The following is a 16,770-nucleotide window of genomic DNA, read 5'->3' as shown; positions in this document are numbered from 1 at the left end:
GGGAGGGCGCGAGGGCCCGGAGCGCTTTCCCAGGGCGGAAGGTCGCGGGTGCGCGGGGCCGAGCGGCCTTGTCGGGCGGCAACCGGAGTGCCGCATATCACTTCATATGCCCCCCCCTCGGCTCCGATCCCGGTACGCCGACCACGGATGATGGAGGGCATGCGCGTCAAGCCCGTCGCCCTCGCGGCGTACCACCGGGTCGCCGCCTCGGGCCGCCGGCGGGCCGAGTGCTGGGCGGCCTCGTCCCGGGCGTCGGACGTCCTCACGACGCTGAGTTGCCTGGCCCTGGTGGCGCTGGACCTGCCCGGTCTCGCCGCCGCCGACAACTCCCTGAACGGGTGGCTGGCCGCCCTCGTGCTGGCGGTGGGTTGCGCGAGCCTGCTGGTGCGGCGCCGGGCGCCCTGGGTGGCGTACGCGACGGCCCTGCTGTTCGTCGGTTGGCTGCACGAGCTGACCCTGATCCAGTTCGCGCTGTACTCGGTCGGCCGCTACCGGGGCCGACGGGCCGGGATCCTGGCCACCGTCGGCTACGTCGCCTTCGCGTTCGCGGTGTTCAGCATTCCGGGCTGGCCCGAGCCGCGGATCCAGACGCTGAGCTCCTTCCTCAGCCTCGTCGTGCCGATCGGGGTACTGGCCTCGGCCGTGGGCATCGCCGCCTACCGGCACGACCTGGTGCGGGAGCTGGAGGCCCGGCGGGCGGAGTCGGCGGTGCTCAACGCCGTCCAGCAGGAGCGGACCTCGGTCGCCCGGGACGTCCACGACTTCGTCGGGCGGGAGCTGACCCTGCTGACGGTGCGCTCCGAGGTGCTCTCGGTGCGGGCGCGCGGGACGGCGTACGCGAAGGACTTCGAGGAGCTCGCCGACACCGCGCGGAGGGCGCACCTGGTGCTGAACGAGATCATCGTGCAGCGCGGGGAGCGGGACGCGACCCCCGGCGTGGAGGGGCTCACCGCGCTGGCGCGGGAGAGCGACCGGGCGGGCTCGCCGGTCCGGCTGACGCTGGATCCGCAGGTGCACGGGCTGTCGCCGCTGCGGCAGGCGGCGGTGTACCGGGTGGTGCAGGAGTGCCTGACGAACGCGGCCAAGCACGCCCGCGGGGAGACCATCGAGGTGTCCATCGCCATGGACGGCCCGCTGCTGAGGATCGCCGTGAGCAACGGCCTCCCGGACGGGACGCCGGGCCGGGCCCCCGTCTCGGCGGGCTCCGGCACGGCGAGCATGTCCGAGCGCGTCGGCAGCCTGGGCGGCACCCTGACGGCGACCCGTACGGACGAGGCCTACCGGGTGGTGGCCACCCTGCCCCGCTCCTGACGGTGCGTTCCCGGCCCCGCGGGGTCAGCCCTTCGCCGGCGCGAGGAGGGCGCTCAGGGTGTCCAGGTCCTCGACGCAGCGGCCCGAGCCGAGGGCCACGCAGTCCAGCGGGTCGTCCGCGACGAAGACCGGGATGCCGGTCGCCGCGGCGATGCGCGGGTCCAGGCCGGGCAGGAGCGCGCCGCCGCCGGTGAGGACGATGCCGTGTTCCATGACGTCGCCGGAGAGTTCCGGGGGGCACTCCTCCAGGGTGGTGCGGACGGCCGCGATGATGGCCTCGATCGGTTCGTCGAGCGCCGCCCGGACGTCCTGGGCGGTGAGTTCCAGGGTCTTGGGCATGCCGCCCACCCGCTCGCGGCCGCGCACGGTGAAAGTGCGGGTCTCCAGTTCGGGCCGGTCCGGGACGGGCCCGGCGGAGCCGATGGCGACCTTGACGTCCTCGGCGGTGCGCTCGCCGATCAGCAGGGAGTGTCCCCTGCGGACGTGGTCGATGATCGCCGCGTCGAGCCGGTCGCCGCCGATCCGCAGGGACTGCGCGGTGACGATGCCGCCCAGCGAGATCACGGCCACCTCGGAGGTGCCGCCGCCGATGTCGACGACCATCGAGCCGCGGGCCTCGGCGACGGGGAGTCCCGCGCCGATGGCAGCGGCCATCGGTTCCTCGATGAGGTGGACGGACTTCGCGCCGGCCCGGGCGGAGGCGTTCACGATGGCCCGCCGCTCGACCGGCGTCACCCCCGAGGGCACGCAGATGACCATCCGGGTGCGCGGCCGGCGGCCCGGGACGGCCTTGCGCACGAAGTGCCGGAGCATCTCCTCGGCGGCCTCGTAGTCGCAGATCACCCCGCCCCGCAGGGGGCGGATCGCGGTGATGGAACCCGGGGTGCGGCCGATGGTCTCCTTGGCCTCCGTACCGACGGCGAGCGCCGTGGTCGTACCGGCCTTGACCGCCACCACGGACGGCTCATTGAGGACGATCCCGTGGCCCCGGGCGTAGACGAGGGTGTTGGCGGTCCCGAGGTCGATTCCTATGTCGCGGCTGGAAGCGGTCTTTTTGGTGCTGGCCTGCGGCATTTGTTCCCCAATCTCCTGTCCGCAAGGCTTGCATAACGATCCGGTCGCGTTCCCCGCCGAAGGTCCCGAAACGGCCGGGCCGAAAGTCCTCGGGGCCCCCGTCCGTAGACTGGGGTCCGTGAGTGACCAGCAGCCCGAGAGCCCCGACCGAGACAACACCGTCGACGCGTTCGACCAGATCGTGGCGGAGGAGTCCGACCGCGACCCCGACCTGGCGGTGATCGAGGCCGGCAGCCGCACCCTGCGCGCGCAGGCCGGAGCACCGCAGGGCGACCCCGTGCCGTCCCGCCCCGAGGACCCCGAGGTGGCGAAGGCGCTGCTGGAGGTGGAGCAGGAGCTGGCGACCCGCTGGGGCGAGACCAAGCTGGAGCCCTCCGTCAGTCGGATCTCCGCGCTGATGGACGTCCTGGGCGAGCCGCAGCGCGCGTACCCGTCGATCCACCTGACCGGCACCAACGGCAAGACCAGCACCGCCCGCATGATCGAGGCCCTGCTGAACGCCTTCGAGCTGCGCACGGGCCGCTACACCAGCCCGCACGTGCAGTCCGTCACCGAGCGGATCAGCCTGGACGGCGCCCCGATCAGCGCCGAGCGCTTCATCGAGACGTACCACGACGTGAAGCCGTACGTGGAGATGGTGGACGCCGCCGAGGAGTACCGGCTGTCCTTCTTCGAGGTGCTCACGGGCATGGCGTACGCGGCCTTCGCGGACGCGCCCGTGGACGTGGCCGTCGTCGAGGTCGGCATGGGCGGCAGCTGGGACGCGACGAACGTCATCGACGGCACGGTCGCGGTGGTCACCCCGATCAGCCTCGACCACACCGACCGGCTCGGCACGACGCCCGGTGAGATCGCCCAGGAGAAGGGCGGCATCATCAAGCAGGACGCGACGGTCATCCTGGCGCAGCAGCCGGTGGACGCGGCGCAGGTGCTGCTGAAGAAGGCCGTCGAGGTCGACGCGACGGTGGCCCGCGAGGGCATGGAGTTCGGCGTCGTCTCCCGCGAGGTGGCGGTCGGCGGCCAGATGCTGACCCTGCGCGGGGTGGGCGGCGAGTACGACGGCATCTTCCTGCCGCTGTACGGCGCCCACATGGCGCACAACGCGGCCGTCGCCCTGGCGGCCGTCGAGGCGTTCTTCGGGATCGGCGGGGAGCACGCCCGCGAGCTCGACGGGGACACCGTGCGGAAGGCGTTCGCCTCGGTGACCTCGCCGGGCCGCATGGAGGTGGTGCGCCGCAGTCCGACCGTGGTGTTGGACGCCGCGCACAACCCGGCCGGGGCGCGGGTCACGGCCGAGGCGGTCACCGAGGCGTTCGGCTTCAGCCGGCTCATCGGGGTCGTGGCGGCGAGCGAGGGCAAGGACGTCAAGGGGGTGCTGGAGGCCTTCGAGCCGATCTTCGCGGAGGTCGTCGTCACGGAGAACACCAGCCACCGGGCGATGGGTGCGGACGAGCTGGCGGCCGTCGCCGTCGAGGTCTTCGGCGCCGACCGGGTGCAGGTCGAGCCGCGGCTCGACGACGCGCTGGAGGCCGCCGTCACCCTGGCGGAGGAAGAGGCCGAGTACGGAGGGGCCGGGGTCCTGGTGACCGGTTCCGTGATCACGGTGGGCGAGGCCCGCCTGCTGTTCAAGAGAGGCTGAGGGATCGATGCGCACGCTCTGCGCGAGCACGCTGATCGGTGAGTTCTTCATCGTCGGCTTCGCGGGCCTGGTGGCCATGAAGAACCCGGACCTGACCCAGGCCCAGGTGTGGACGGTCTGCGGCGTGACGATGCTGCTGTCGGTGCTGTTGTGCGGGATGCTCTCGCGCCCGGGCGCCGTACAGCTGGGCTGGGCGCTCCAGGTCGGGCTGATCGCGAGCGGTTTCGTGGTGCCGACGATGTTCTTCCTGGGCGCGGTGTTCGCCGCCCTGTGGTGGTGCTCAGTGCACTACGGCCGGCGGATCGACGCCGTCAAGGCCCGCTGGGCCGCGCAGGCGGAAGCGGCAGCTCCTGACGCTGCGTGACGGTTCACCGTGACGGCCCTGTAGATTCGCCCTACCGCACCCGTATGCCGCAAGGAGTTCCCACATGACCCAGCGCACGCTCGTCCTGCTCAAGCCCGACGCCGTCCGCCGCGGCCTGATCGGCGAGATCGTCGGCCGCATCGAGCGCAAGGCCGGTTGGACCATCCCCGCGCTGGAGCTGCGCACGCTGGACGCGCAGACGCTGGAGACCCACTACGGCGAGCACCGGGGCAAGCCCTTCTACGAGCCGCTCATGGGCTTCATGTCGAGCGGTCCCGTCGTCGCCCTGGTGGTCGAAGGGGAACGCGTCATCGAGGGCGTCCGGCAGCTGGCCGGACCCACCGACCCGATCGCCGCCGCGCCCGGCTCCATCCGGGGTGACTTCGGCAGCATCACCCGGGAGAACCTGATCCACGCGTCGGATTCCGAGGAGTCCGCGGAGCGGGAACTGAAGCTGTTCTTCCCCGCGCTCTGATTAGTCCTTACTGACGAGACATCAGCCGAATAGCGCTCATGACCTGGGGCGACCGAAGTAATTTCGGTCGCCCTTCGGTATAGCCGGGCCCTTCGGGGAACGCATGGGCAGGACGCGACGTCACCACTAAGGGGACGGGTATCCGTTCCGGCGGGATTGCCGGAGTCCCGTCGCGCGGTGTCCGCACTTGCGGCACTACGATGGGGCCTCCACCCACACACCCACCTCGCCGACCTGACAGCAGCCGCTATCAACTGGAAGGCCAGACGCTCCTCATGGGGAACAAGGGGAACACTATGTCGTTCATCGGCCGTGACATGGCGATCGACCTCGGGACCGCCAACACGCTGGTGTACGTGAGGGGCCGGGGAATCGTCCTGAACGAGCCGTCCGTGGTCGCCATCAACACGAACACCGGTGGCATCCTGGCGGTCGGCTCCGAGGCGAAGAAGATGATCGGGCGGACGCCCGGCAACATCGTCGCCGTACGGCCCCTCAAGGACGGCGTGATCGCCGACTTCGAGATCACCGAGCGGATGCTCCGGTACTTCATCCTCAAGATCCACAAGCGCCGCTACCTGGCCCGCCCGCGCGTGGTGGTCTGCGTGCCCTCCGGCATCACGGGAGTGGAGCGGCGCGCCGTCATCGAGGCGTCCACGCAGGCCGGCGCCCGCCAGGTGCACATCATCGAGGAGCCCATGGCCGCCGCCATCGGCGCGGGCCTGCCCGTCCACGAGGCCACCGGAAACATGGTCGTGGACATCGGCGGCGGCACCACCGAGGTCGCCGTCATCTCCCTCGGCGGAATCGTCACGGCACAGTCCATCCGGGTCGCCGGTGACGAGCTGGACAACGCGATCATCCAGCACATCAAGAAGGAGTACTCGCTCCTCCTCGGCGAGCGCACCGCCGAACAGATCAAGATCACGATCGGGTCGGCGTACGACCTCGACAAGGACGAGCACACCGAGATCCGCGGTCGCGACCTCGTCTCGGGCCTGCCCAAGACCGTGGTCATCTCCGCGGCCGAGGTGCGGAAGGCCATCGAGGAGCCGGTCAACGCCATCGTCGACGCGGTCAAGACGACCCTCGACAAGTGCCCGCCGGAACTCTCCGGCGACATCATGGACCGCGGCATCGTGCTGACTGGAGGCGGCGCCCTGCTGCGCGGCCTCGACGAGCGGCTGCGCCGCGAGACGGGCATGCCGATCCACATCGCGGAGGATCCGCTCGACTCCGTCGCACTCGGCTCCGGCAAGTGCGTGGAGGAGTTCGAAGCCCTCCAGCAGGTCCTGGACGCCCAGCCCCGACGATGAGCGGATCCCCGTCGAAGGGGCAAGCGGAACACAAGGATCCGCCGTACGGGTGCTAGCGCGCCGGTGCGGCGGATCGTTGATATACAGGCACAGTCCGGTCGGAGTCCCGGCTCCACCGGAGCGGCTCCGCCGCACGGTATCTACGAGGAAGGCACGGCCGCCGCACGTGAGGGACACACGAGAGAGCCGGCTGCTCCTGGTGCTTCTGATCGCCATCGCGTTCGCATTGATCACGGTGGACATCAGAGCGGGTGAGGAGTCCCCGGTCGACGGTGCCCGGCAGGCCGCCGCGGCGGTCTTCGGCCCGGTGGAAAAGGGCGTCGCGACCGCGGTGGACCCGGTCGCCCACGCCATAGGGGCGGTACGCGACTCCGGTGAGCGCCACAACCGGATCGCCACGCTCGAACGCGAGAACAGCATGATGAAGGCGAAGCTCGGCAGCGAGGACCAGAACCGCAGCCGGATCCGCGAACTCGACGAGATGCTCAAGCGGGCCGGCGCCGGCCAGTACGGCATCAAGGGCGCCGAGGTCATCGCCATAGGAGCGGCCCAGGGCTTCTCCTGGACCGTCACCATCGACGCCGGCAGCAAGGACGGCATCGAGCGCGACATGACCGTCCTCAACGGCGACGGCCTCGTCGGCCGGGTCGCCACCGTCGGCCCCGACACCTCCACCGTCGTCCTGGCCAACGACCCCGACTTCACCGTCGGAACGCGGCTGGAGAAGACCAACGAACTCGGCTTCGCCACCGGGCAGGGCGACCGGGCGCTGTCCGTCCAGATGCTCAACGGCAAGGCCAAGGTGAGCCCGGGCGACCGGCTCGTCACCTTCGGCTCGCGCGGGAACAAGCCCTTCGTTCCCGGCGTCCCGATCGGCGAGGTCGTCAAGGTAGACCCCTCGCGCGGCGACCTGACCCGGACCGTGTGGATCCGCCCGTACGTGGGCTTCTCCCGCCTGGACATCGTCGGCGTCGTCGTCATGCCCCCGCGCGAGGACCCCCGCGACACCGTCCTGCCGCCCAAGCCCGAGGCCCCCAAGCCGACCCCGACCGTCACGGTCACCGTCACCCCGTCCGCCGGCGTGTCCGGCAAGCCGGCCGACGAGTAGGAGCTGACCGTCATGCGCTTCAACCGGATCCTGCTCTCGGCCACCCTCATCGTGGTCGCCCTCGTCGTCCAGGTCTGCGTGCTCGGCCGGCTCCAACTGCCGGGGGCGGTACCCGACCTCGTGCTGCTGACCGTCGTCGCCCTCGCCCTGGTCTACGGGCACCTCAGCGGCGCCCTCATCGGCTTCGGCGCCGGACTGCTCACCGACCTGGCGCCGCCCGCCGACCACGCCGCCGGGCGCTACGCGCTCGTGCTGTGCCTGATCGGCTACCTCGTCGGCCTGGTCCGGCCCGACAACGGACGGTTCCGCTCGGCCTGGGGGCCGATGCTCACCGTCGTCGCCGCCGCCATCGGCTCGACCCTGCTGTACGCCGGCGTGGGCGCCCTCGTCGGCGACACCGCCGCCCGGCACGTGGGCCTGACCGGGCTGGTGTTCACCGCCACCCTCTACGACCTGCTCCTCGCGCCCTTCACGGTGCCGTTCATCATGGCCCTGGCCCGGCGCGCCGAGAACGACCCGATGGCGGTCGAAGCGGGCGGCGGACCGCCCCAGGGCAACGACGTGTCCAGCGGCTGGCTCGCCGGCGGCACCGGACTGCGCATCGGCAGCCAGCGCGGCGGCCTGCGCCTGAAGACCGCACGGGGCCGTGCCAACCGGGCCGGCCGCATAAAGGGCGTCAAGGCAGTGAAGAGCGTGAAGAGCGTCAAGAAACTGTGAGACGGGAGCGGACGTGAGCAACATCCCCGAGACCGGCCGCACCTCACGGGTGCGGATCCGCCTGGTCATCATCCAGGTGCTCGTCCTCTCCATGTTCGTCACCCTCGGCGGACGCCTGTGGTACCTCCAGATCCGCAACGGCGAGGAGTACTACCACGAGGCGAAGAGCAACCACGTCCAGCGGGTCGTGCAGCCCGCCGTGCGCGGCTCCATCCTCGACGCCCGCGGCGTCGCCCTCGCCGACAACGAGACCCGCCTGGTCGTCTCCGCCAGCCGCACCCGACTGATGAAGATGAAGGACCGGGGCAAGGCCGTCATGACCCGCCTCGCCGGCGTCCTGGACATGACCCCCAAGGAGGTCATGGACAAGGTCAGGCTCTGCGACTCCGAGACCCCCAAGCCCTGCTGGAACGGCTCCCCGTACCAGCCGATCCCGGTCACCCTCGAAGCCACCACGCAGCAGGCACTGCAACTGCGCGAACGCCCCGAGGACTTCCCCGGCATCACCGCGGAACCCACCGCCGTCCGCCGCTACCCCGCCCCCGGCGGGACCCGTACCGCGCAGGTCCTCGGCTACCTCTCGCCCGTCACCGACGTGGAGATCCAGAAGGCCAAGGACACCGACTCGCCCCACCTGCGCTCCGACCAGGTCGGCCGCTCCGGCATCGAGCGGACCTACGACACGCAGCTGCGGGGCAAGGCGGAGGTCACCTCGTACGAGGTGGACAACCTCGGCCGCGTCATGGGCCAGACCAAGTCCGACCCGGGCGTCCCCGGGGCCACGCTCGTCACCAGCATCGACGCGCGGGTCCAGTCCGTCGCCGAGTTCGAACTCCAAGCGGCGATGAAGACCGTCCGCAACGAGACCGACAACATCACCGGCCGCAAGTACGAGGCCGACTCGGGCGCCGTCGTCGTCATGGAGACCAAGACCGGCCGCATCGTGGCGATGGCCTCCCAGCCCGACTACGACCCCAACGCCTGGGTCGGCGGCATCTCCGGCACCGACTACGCCCGGCTCACCAGCAAGAGCTCCAACTACCCGCTGCTCAACCGGGCCATCCAGGGCCAGGCCCCCGCCGGCTCCATCTTCAAGGTGGTCTCGGCGAGCGCGGCCGTACGGGCCGGCTACGCCTTCGACAGCAGGTACAACTGCAGCAGCTCCTACAGCCTGGGCGGCCGCAGCTTCGCGAACTTCGAGTCCAAGGGCCACGGCCCCATCAGCCTCGGGGACGCCCTCAAGTTCTCCTGCAACACCGTCTTCTACGCCCTCGGCCACAAGGAATGGCAGCGCGACGGCGGCCTCAAGCCCAAGAAGGACGCCCACGACTGGTTCTACCGGACCGCCCGCGAGTTCGGGCTCGGCTCGGAGACCGGCGTCGACCTGCCGAACGAGGTCACCGGCCGGATCCCCGACCGCCGCTGGAAGAAGAACTTCTGGACGGCCAACAAGGACTCCTGGTGCAAGCAGGGCAAGAAGGGCGGCACCTACGTCCAGCAGATCGCCTACGAGAACTGCCTGGAGGGCAACCAGCTCAAGGCGTTCGACAGCATCAACTTCGCCATCGGCCAGGGCGACGTCCTCGTCACCCCCATCCAGATGGCCACCGCCTACGCCGCCATCAGCAACGGCGGCACCCTCTACAACCCCACCGTCGGCAAGGCCGTGATCAGCCCCGACGGCAAGCGCGTCGACATGATTAAGCCCGCCTCCCACGGCCGGCTGCCCATCGACGCCAAGACGATCAACGACCTGGACAAGGGTCTGCGCTCCGTCGTCGCGCCCGGCGGCACCGCCGCCTGGCGGTTCGGCGGCTGGCCCCTCGACAAGATCCCGATGCGGGCCAAGACCGGCACCGCCCAGGTCTACGGCAAGCAGACCACCTCCTGGCTGGCGACCTACACCGACGACTTCACCATCGTCATGACGATCTCCCAGGGCGGCACCGGCTCCGGCGCCTCCGGGCCCGCCGTCCGCAACATCTACAACGCCATGTACGGGCTCGACATGGCCGGCAACCAGGACCCGAAGCGGGCCCTGCTGCCGAAGCCGCAGGCCCAACTCCCCAGGGTCAACCCGGACGGCTCCATCGAGGCCCCCGAGATCAAGCCCTACGTGCCGCCGTCCCCGGAGGAGCTGGCACCGCCCGCACTCGCCGGGCCCCCCGCCGCACCCCCCAAGCACCAGGACTGAGGACCGAGGACCGCACGACATGCAGACCCCCAACAAGTTCTCCGTCTCCCGGTACGCGCCCGAGCGCGGGACGGTGGCCAAGCTCACCGCCCGCGACTCCGTCGTACGCCGGCTCGACTGGCCGATACTCCTCTCCGCCCTCGCCCTGTCCTTCATCGGCTCCCTGCTGGTGTGGTCCGCCACCCGCAACCGGACCCAGCTGAACCAGGGCGACCCGTACTACTTCCTGTTCCGGCACGCCATGAACACCGGCATCGGCCTCCTGCTGATGATCGGCACCATCTGGCTCGGACACCGCACCCTGCGCGGCGCCGTACCGGTCCTGTACGGGCTCTCGCTGGTCCTGATCATCGCGGTGCTCACCCCGCTGGGCGCCACCATCAACGGCGCCCACGCGTGGATCGTCATCGGCGGCGGCTTCTCGCTCCAGCCCTCCGAGTTCGTGAAGATCACGATCATCCTGGGCATGGCGATGCTGCTCGCGGCGCGGGTGGACGCGGGCGACCTCGCCCACCCCGACCACCGCACCGTCGTCAAGGCGCTGTGTCTGGCCGCCGCCCCGATGGGCATCGTCATGCTGATGCCCGACCTCGGCTCCGTCATGGTGATGGTCGTCATCGTGCTCGGCGTCCTGCTCGGCTCCGGCGCGTCCAACCGCTGGGTGCTCGGCCTGATCGGCTCCGGCGCCGGCGGGGCGATCCTGATCTGGCAGCTCGGCGTCCTCGACGAGTACCAGATCAACCGCTTCGCCGCCTTCGCCAACCCCGAACTCGACCCGGCGGGCGTCGGCTACAACACCAACCAGGCCCGCATCGCGATCGGCTCCGGCGGACTGACCGGCTCCGGCCTCTTCAAGGGCTCCCAGACCACCGGCCAGTTCGTGCCCGAGCAGCAGACCGACTTCGTCTTCACGGTCGCGGGGGAGGAGCTGGGCTTCCTCGGAGCCGGACTGATCCTCGTCCTGATCGGCATCGTGCTGTGGCGGGCCTGCATGATCGCCCGCGAGACCACCGAGCTGTACGGGACGATCGTCTGCGCCGGGATCATCGCCTGGTTCGCCTTCCAGTCCTTCGAGAACATCGGCATGACCCTCGGCATCATGCCGGTCGCCGGCCTGCCACTGCCCTTCGTGTCCTACGGCGGATCCTCGATGTTCGCCGTGTGGATAGCGGTGGGCCTGCTCCAATCCATCCGGGTGCAACGGCCCCTGTCCGCCTGACGGCGGACGGGGCCGAACGGGGACCGACAGCGGGTCCGCGGGCGGGTCGGGACCACCCCGGCCCGCCCGCGGTGCGTCGTGGCGCCCTCCCGCCGCGACCCGAACCGGTCTAGATTCGGTTCATGGCGGACAGCAAGCGTGAGATCGAGCGGAAATTCGAGTTCGCGCCCGGCAAGGCCGGGAAACCCGCGAAGGAGGCCGGGAAACCCGCGAAGGACGACCGCCCCCGCAAGGGCGCGAAACCGGGCAAGCGCGCGAAATCCGGGGCGGACCCGGCCCGCGTCCCCGACCTGATCGGCACCGCCGGGATCGCGCGGACCCGCGGCCGCGGCACCGTCCTGCTCGACGCCGTCTACTACGACACCCCCGACCGCCGGCTCGCCGCCGGCGGGGTGACCCTGCGGCGCAGAACGGGCGGCGAGGACGCCGGCTGGCACCTCAAACTGCCCGTCTCCCCGGGAGTCCGCGACGAGGTCCACGCCCCGCTCGCCGCGTCCGAGGACCCCGATCGGGACTCCGACTCCGTACCCGGCGCCCTCGCCGCCCTCGTACGCTCCCGGATCCGGCGACAGCCCCTGGAACCGCAGGTCCGACTGGTCTCCTCCCGCGACCTGACCCACCTGCTCGACGCCGACGGCCACCTGCTCGCCGAACTGTCCACCGACGCCGTCCTCGCCGAGCGGGGCGCCGCCACCGCCGAATGGACCGAGGTCGAGGTCGAACTCGCCGACGGGACGGACCCCGCCCTGCTGGACGCCGTCGAGAAGACCTTCCACGCAGCCGGCCTCAAGGTCTCCGACGCCCCCTCGAAACTGGCCCGCGCCCTCGCCGACACCGGCGCCGCGCCGCCCGCCCCGCCCGGCACCGGGCCCGCCGACGGATCGGCCGGCGCGCACGTGCTCGCGTACCTGCGCGAGCAGCGCGACATCCTCGTGGCGCAGGACCCCGCCGTCCGCCGCGACCTCCCCGACTCCGTGCACCAGATGCGCGTCGCCACCCGCCGACTGCGCAGCGCCTTCAAGAGCCACCGCAAGGTCCTGGACCGCGAGGTCACCGACCCCATCGCCGAGCAACTGCGCCGGCTGGCCGCCGAACTCGGCGTCGACCGCGACCAGGAGGTCCTCGCGCGGCGGCTGCGCGAGCGGCTCGACGAGGTCCCCGCCGAGCTGCGGCTCGGCCCCGTCGCCGACCGGCTGCGGACCTGGGACACCGCCCGCCGCCAGGCCTCCCGCGGCAAGGCCCTGGCCGCGCTCGACAGCGCCTGGTACCTGGCCCTGCTGGACTCCCTCGACGCCGTGCTCGCCGACCCGCCGCTGCTCAAGGCCGCCGCCCGGCCCGCCGAAAGCGTCCTGCCGAAGGGCCTGCTGCACGACGACGAGCGCCTCGCGGAGCGCGTCGAGCAGGCCCTGGCGATGGAGCCGGGAGCCGACCGCGACGTGGCCCTGCACGGCGCCCGCAAGGCCGCCAAACGGGCCCGGTACGCGGCCGACGCCGCCCGCTCCGCGCTCGGCAAACCGGCGAAGCGGATGTCGAAATCCGCCAAGTCCGTACAGACCCTGCTCGGCGACCACCAGGACAGCGTGGTGTCCCGCGAGGCGCTGCGCGGCATCGCCGAGGAGGCGGTCGGCGCGAGCGAGGCGTCCTTCACGTGGGGTCTGCTGTACGCCCGCGAGGAGGCGTTCGCCGAACGCCTCGAACGGGAACTCCCGGACGTCTGGGACCGGGCGCGCGACCCGGAACTGAGGTCCGCCCTCACGTGATCATGTGGGCGGGGGCCGGCGGCCCTCGGGGTACGCTTGAGAGTCGCCCCCTGCCCGCTTCACGAAAGTCGCGTGATGTCCGAGTCGGTCTTCCCACAGCTCGAAGCTCTGCTCCCGCATGTGCAGAAGCCCATCCAGTACGTCGGCGGTGAGCTCAACTCCACGGTGAAGCCGTGGGAGAGCGCGGACGTCCGCTGGGCGCTCATGTACCCGGACGCGTACGAGGTCGGGCTGCCCAACCAGGGCGTCATGATCCTCTACGAGGTGCTGAACGAGCGGGAGGGCGTCCTCGCGGAGCGCACCTACTCCGTGTGGCCGGACCTCGAAGAACTGATGCGCGAGCACAAGGTGCCGCAGTTCACCGTGGACAGCCACCGCCCGGTCGGCTCCTTCGACGTCTTCGGACTGTCGTTCTCCACCGAACTCGGTTACACCAACATGCTGACGGCCCTGGACCTCGCGGGCATCCCGCTGGAGGCCAGGAACCGCACGATCGACCACCCGATCGTCCTCGCGGGCGGCCACGCGGCCTTCAACCCCGAGCCGATCGCGGAGTTCATCGACTGCGCCGTCATCGGCGACGGCGAACAGGCCGTCCTCGACATGACCGAGATCATCCGCGCCTGGAAGGCCGAGGGCCGCCCCGGCGGTCGCGAGGAGGTCCTGCTCCGCCTCGCCAAGACCGGCGGCGTGTACGTCCCGGGCTTCTACGACGTCGAGTACCTGCCGGACGGCCGCATCGGTCGTGTCGTGCCGAACCGCTCCGGCGTGCCGTGGCGCGTGTCCAAGCACACCGTCATGGACCTCGACGAATGGCCGTACCCCAAGCAGCCCCTGGTCCCGCTCGCCGAGACCGTCCACGAGCGGATGTCCGTGGAGATCTTCCGCGGCTGCACCCGCGGCTGCCGCTTCTGCCAGGCCGGCATGATCACGCGCCCCGTACGGGAGCGAAGCATCACCGGCATCGGCGAAATGGTGGAGAAGGGCCTGAAGGCGACCGGCTTCGAGGAGGTCGGCCTGCTCTCGCTGTCCTCCGCCGACCACACCGAGATCGCCGACATCGCCAAGGGCCTCGCGGACCGCTACGCGGACGACAAGGTGGGCCTGTCCCTCCCGTCGACCCGCGTGGACGCCTTCAACGTGGACCTCGCCAACGAGCTGACCCGCAACGGCCGCCGCTCGGGCCTCACCTTCGCCCCCGAGGGCGGCTCCGAGCGCATGCGCAAGGTCATCAACAAGATGGTCTCGGAAGAGGACCTGATCCGCACCGTCGCCACCGCGTACGGCAACGGCTGGCGCCAGGTGAAGCTGTACTTCATGGTCGGCCTGCCGACCGAGACCGACGAGGACGTCCTCCAGATCGGCGACATGGCGGTCAACGTCATCGCCAAGGGCCGCGAGGTCTCCGGCCAGAACGACATCCGCTGCACGGTGTCCATCGGCGGGTTCGTGCCCAAGCCGCACACCCCGTTCCAGTGGGCGCCGCAGCTGTCGGCCGAGGAGACGGACGCCCGTCTCGGCAAGCTCCGCGACAAGCTGCGCGGCGACAAGAAGTACGGCCGCTCCATCGGCTTCCGTTACCACGACGGCAAGCCCGGCATCGTCGAGGGCCTGCTCTCGCGCGGCGACCGCCGCATCGGCGACGTCATCCGCGCCGTGTACGAGTCCGGCGGCCGCTTCGACGGCTGGCGCGAACACTTCTCGTACGACCGTTGGATGCAGGCCGCCGAGAAGGCGCTGCCCGCGTACGGCGTCGACGTGGCCTGGTACACGACCCGCGAACGCACCTACGAGGAGGTCCTGCCGTGGGACCACCTGGACTCCGGTCTCGACAAGGACTGGCTCTGGGAGGACTGGCAGGACGCCCTCGACGAGACCGAGGTCGAGGACTGCCGCTGGACCCCGTGCTTCGACTGCGGCGTTTGTCCGCAGATGGACACCCAGATCCAGATCGGCCCGACCGGCCAGAAGCTTCTGCCGCTGTCGGTCGTGAAGTGACCTCCGGCCGACCCGGCCGCTGAAGCTCCGGACGTGCCCCTCGCCGAAATCGGTGGGGGGCACGTCCGCGTTCGGTGCCCCTCCCGGGGAACCGGGGAGGTCACGGGCGCGTACTGTGGGTAGTACGAAAGCCGCAGGCAACGCGCCCGCTCCCGAGATCTCCCTGCGCAGGACGCAGGGGTGAGCCGGAGGCAGGGCGTGGCCGGCAGGCCCCACAGACACTCCGGGCGACGTGCGAGCCGCGCCGCCCCGCACAAGGAGAAGAACCACTGGGCAAGCGACAGCCCGAAGGCCCGCCTCCCGCACCGGTGGTGCAGCGCATTCGACTGCGTTACACCAAGCGTGGCCGCCTCCGGTTCACCAGCCACCGAGACTTCCAACGAGCCTTCGAGCGGGCCCTGCGCCGCGCCGAGGTCCCCATGGCGTACTCGGCCGGCTTCACCCCGCACCCCCGCGTCTCGTACGCGAACGCCGCGCCGACCGGTACCGGCAGTGAGGCGGAATACCTGGAGATCGCCCTCGCGGCCCCCCGGGACCCCGAGAAGCTCCGCGCCCTGCTCGACGAGTCCATGCCCACCGGGCTCGACATCATCGACGCCGTCGAAGCCCGCTCCTCGGGCCTCGCCGACCGGCTGACGGCCTCCGTGTGGGAACTGCGCCTGGAGGGCGTCGAGCCCGCGGACGCGGAGCGCGCCGTCACCACCTTCCTCGCGGCCGAGGCCGTGGAGGTCCAGCGCCGCACCAAGAACGGCGTGCGGACCTTCGACACCCGCGGGGCCGTGGTCAGCCTCGAAGCACTTCCGGCTGAGGCTGATAGGCCGCTGGACCAAGCTTGTGCGATACTGCGGCTGGTTGTTCGGCACTTGACACCTGCCGTGCGACCCGACGACGTCCTGTCCGGTCTCCACGCTGTGGCCGACCTCGCGCCGCCGGTCCCCGCAGCGGTGACCAGGCTGGCGCAGGGGCTCTTCGACGAGGAGTCCGGCACGGTGACCGACCCGCTCGCGCCCGACCGCGAGGCCGTCACGGCCGCCCTACCCACGGCCGCCGTAACGACCGACGCGAAGGCGCCGGAAGGTCCCGCCGCGTAGGGATCGTCGTTGTCGCGCCGCCCTGGCACTCGGGAGCCACCTGGGTCGGGCAGCGCATTGACCTAAAAGACTTCCGCCAGGCCGTACGGACAACACGTACGGAACCGGCGGCCATGGACTACAGCTCCCGTGTGGCGAACGCGCCCCGGAGGCCGGCTCCGCGCTCATTACGCGGCAGCCGTGCCGGACCGGACGTCAGCCGCGGCGCCCGGGAGCGTGACGGGAGAACCCCGCATGCTCAACACCGAAAACGAGAACACCCCCGCCGCCGACAGCGGCAGCCCCAGCGACAACCTGCCCCCGCGCAGGCGTCGTCGCGCCGCTTCCCGGCCCGCCGGCCCGCCCGGCGGCGGCGTCGCCGCTGCCGAGACCCCCACCGCGGAAGCCCCCGCGCCCGTGGTCGAGGAGCCCGCCGCCGCTCCGGCACCGCGTGCCCGTCGTCGTGCCACCCGCGCCGTCGCCGCTCCGGCCGCCGTCGAGGCGGTCGCCGAGCCCGTGGTGGAG

The 16,770-nt window shown here is 71.2% G+C and carries 14 protein-coding genes; 13 read left to right on the top strand and 1 reads right to left on the bottom strand.

What is annotated here, in order from left to right:
- The first annotated feature begins 159 nt into the window (after nt 1–159).
- A complete protein-coding gene (locus ACZ4XJ_RS09325) occupies nt 160–1,311 on the top strand; it encodes a sensor histidine kinase (protein ID WP_362876807.1) in 1,152 nt (383 codons plus the stop codon).
- 24 nt (nt 1,312–1,335) lie between these two features.
- Here ACZ4XJ_RS09325 and ACZ4XJ_RS09320 read toward each other — a convergent pair whose 3' ends face one another.
- On the bottom strand, nt 1,336–2,385 hold the full coding sequence (locus ACZ4XJ_RS09320) for a rod shape-determining protein (protein ID WP_468495763.1): 1,050 nt from the start codon (nt 2,383–2,385) through the stop codon (nt 1,336–1,338).
- A gap of 118 nt (nt 2,386–2,503) precedes the next feature.
- Here ACZ4XJ_RS09320 and folC point away from each other — a divergent pair, with 118 nt between their 5' ends.
- The 12 genes from folC to ACZ4XJ_RS09260 all read left to right on the top strand — a co-directional run.
- Nucleotides 2,504–4,024: a bifunctional tetrahydrofolate synthase/dihydrofolate synthase gene (folC, locus tag ACZ4XJ_RS09315; protein WP_362876805.1), complete on the top strand. Its 1,521-nt coding sequence runs from the start codon at nt 2,504–2,506 to the stop codon at nt 4,022–4,024.
- Between the two features lie 7 nt (nt 4,025–4,031).
- Nucleotides 4,032–4,388, top strand: coding sequence for a DUF4233 domain-containing protein (locus ACZ4XJ_RS09310; RefSeq protein WP_362876804.1), 357 nt, complete (start codon nt 4,032–4,034; stop codon nt 4,386–4,388).
- 64 nt (nt 4,389–4,452) lie between these two features.
- Nucleotides 4,453–4,863 carry a nucleoside-diphosphate kinase gene (gene ndk, locus ACZ4XJ_RS09305; RefSeq protein WP_383991633.1) on the top strand — a complete coding sequence of 137 codons (411 nt, stop codon included), beginning with the start codon at nt 4,453–4,455 and terminating at the stop codon, nt 4,861–4,863.
- A 296-nt stretch (nt 4,864–5,159) separates the two neighbouring features.
- On the top strand, nt 5,160–6,179 hold the full coding sequence (locus tag ACZ4XJ_RS09300; RefSeq protein ID WP_069923827.1) for a rod shape-determining protein: 1,020 nt from the start codon (nt 5,160–5,162) through the stop codon (nt 6,177–6,179).
- A gap of 166 nt (nt 6,180–6,345) precedes the next feature.
- Nucleotides 6,346–7,287, top strand: coding sequence for a rod shape-determining protein MreC (mreC, locus tag ACZ4XJ_RS09295; RefSeq protein WP_362876802.1), 942 nt, complete (start codon nt 6,346–6,348; stop codon nt 7,285–7,287).
- Between the two features lie 12 nt (nt 7,288–7,299).
- Entirely contained in the window at nt 7,300–8,004 is a 705-nt protein-coding gene (mreD, locus tag ACZ4XJ_RS09290; protein WP_281209717.1) for a rod shape-determining protein MreD, read from the top strand.
- A gap of 13 nt (nt 8,005–8,017) precedes the next feature.
- Nucleotides 8,018–10,198, top strand: coding sequence for a penicillin-binding protein 2 (gene mrdA / locus ACZ4XJ_RS09285; protein WP_362876801.1), 2,181 nt, complete (start codon nt 8,018–8,020; stop codon nt 10,196–10,198).
- A gap of 19 nt (nt 10,199–10,217) precedes the next feature.
- Nucleotides 10,218–11,417, top strand: coding sequence for a rod shape-determining protein RodA (rodA, locus tag ACZ4XJ_RS09280; protein WP_468495762.1), 1,200 nt, complete (start codon nt 10,218–10,220; stop codon nt 11,415–11,417).
- A 122-nt stretch (nt 11,418–11,539) separates the two neighbouring features.
- Entirely contained in the window at nt 11,540–13,177 is a 1,638-nt protein-coding gene (locus ACZ4XJ_RS09275) for a CYTH and CHAD domain-containing protein (RefSeq protein ID WP_468495761.1), read from the top strand.
- Nucleotides 13,178–13,249: 72 nt separating this feature from the next.
- Nucleotides 13,250–15,175: a TIGR03960 family B12-binding radical SAM protein gene (locus tag ACZ4XJ_RS09270; protein WP_362876798.1), complete on the top strand. Its 1,926-nt coding sequence runs from the start codon at nt 13,250–13,252 to the stop codon at nt 15,173–15,175.
- Nucleotides 15,176–15,486: 311 nt separating this feature from the next.
- Nucleotides 15,487–16,266, top strand: coding sequence for a TIGR03936 family radical SAM-associated protein (locus tag ACZ4XJ_RS09265; protein WP_362876797.1), 780 nt, complete (start codon nt 15,487–15,489; stop codon nt 16,264–16,266).
- 234 nt (nt 16,267–16,500) lie between these two features.
- Nucleotides 16,501–16,770 (top strand): hypothetical protein (locus ACZ4XJ_RS09260; RefSeq protein WP_468495760.1); only part of this gene is annotated, 270 nt, incomplete at its 3' end.

It is taken from the genome of Streptomyces sp. NPDC029836, from assembly GCF_055574495.1.
The sequence above is the reverse complement of the archived record's forward strand: the minus strand, read 5'-3'. Positions and strand labels throughout refer to the sequence as shown.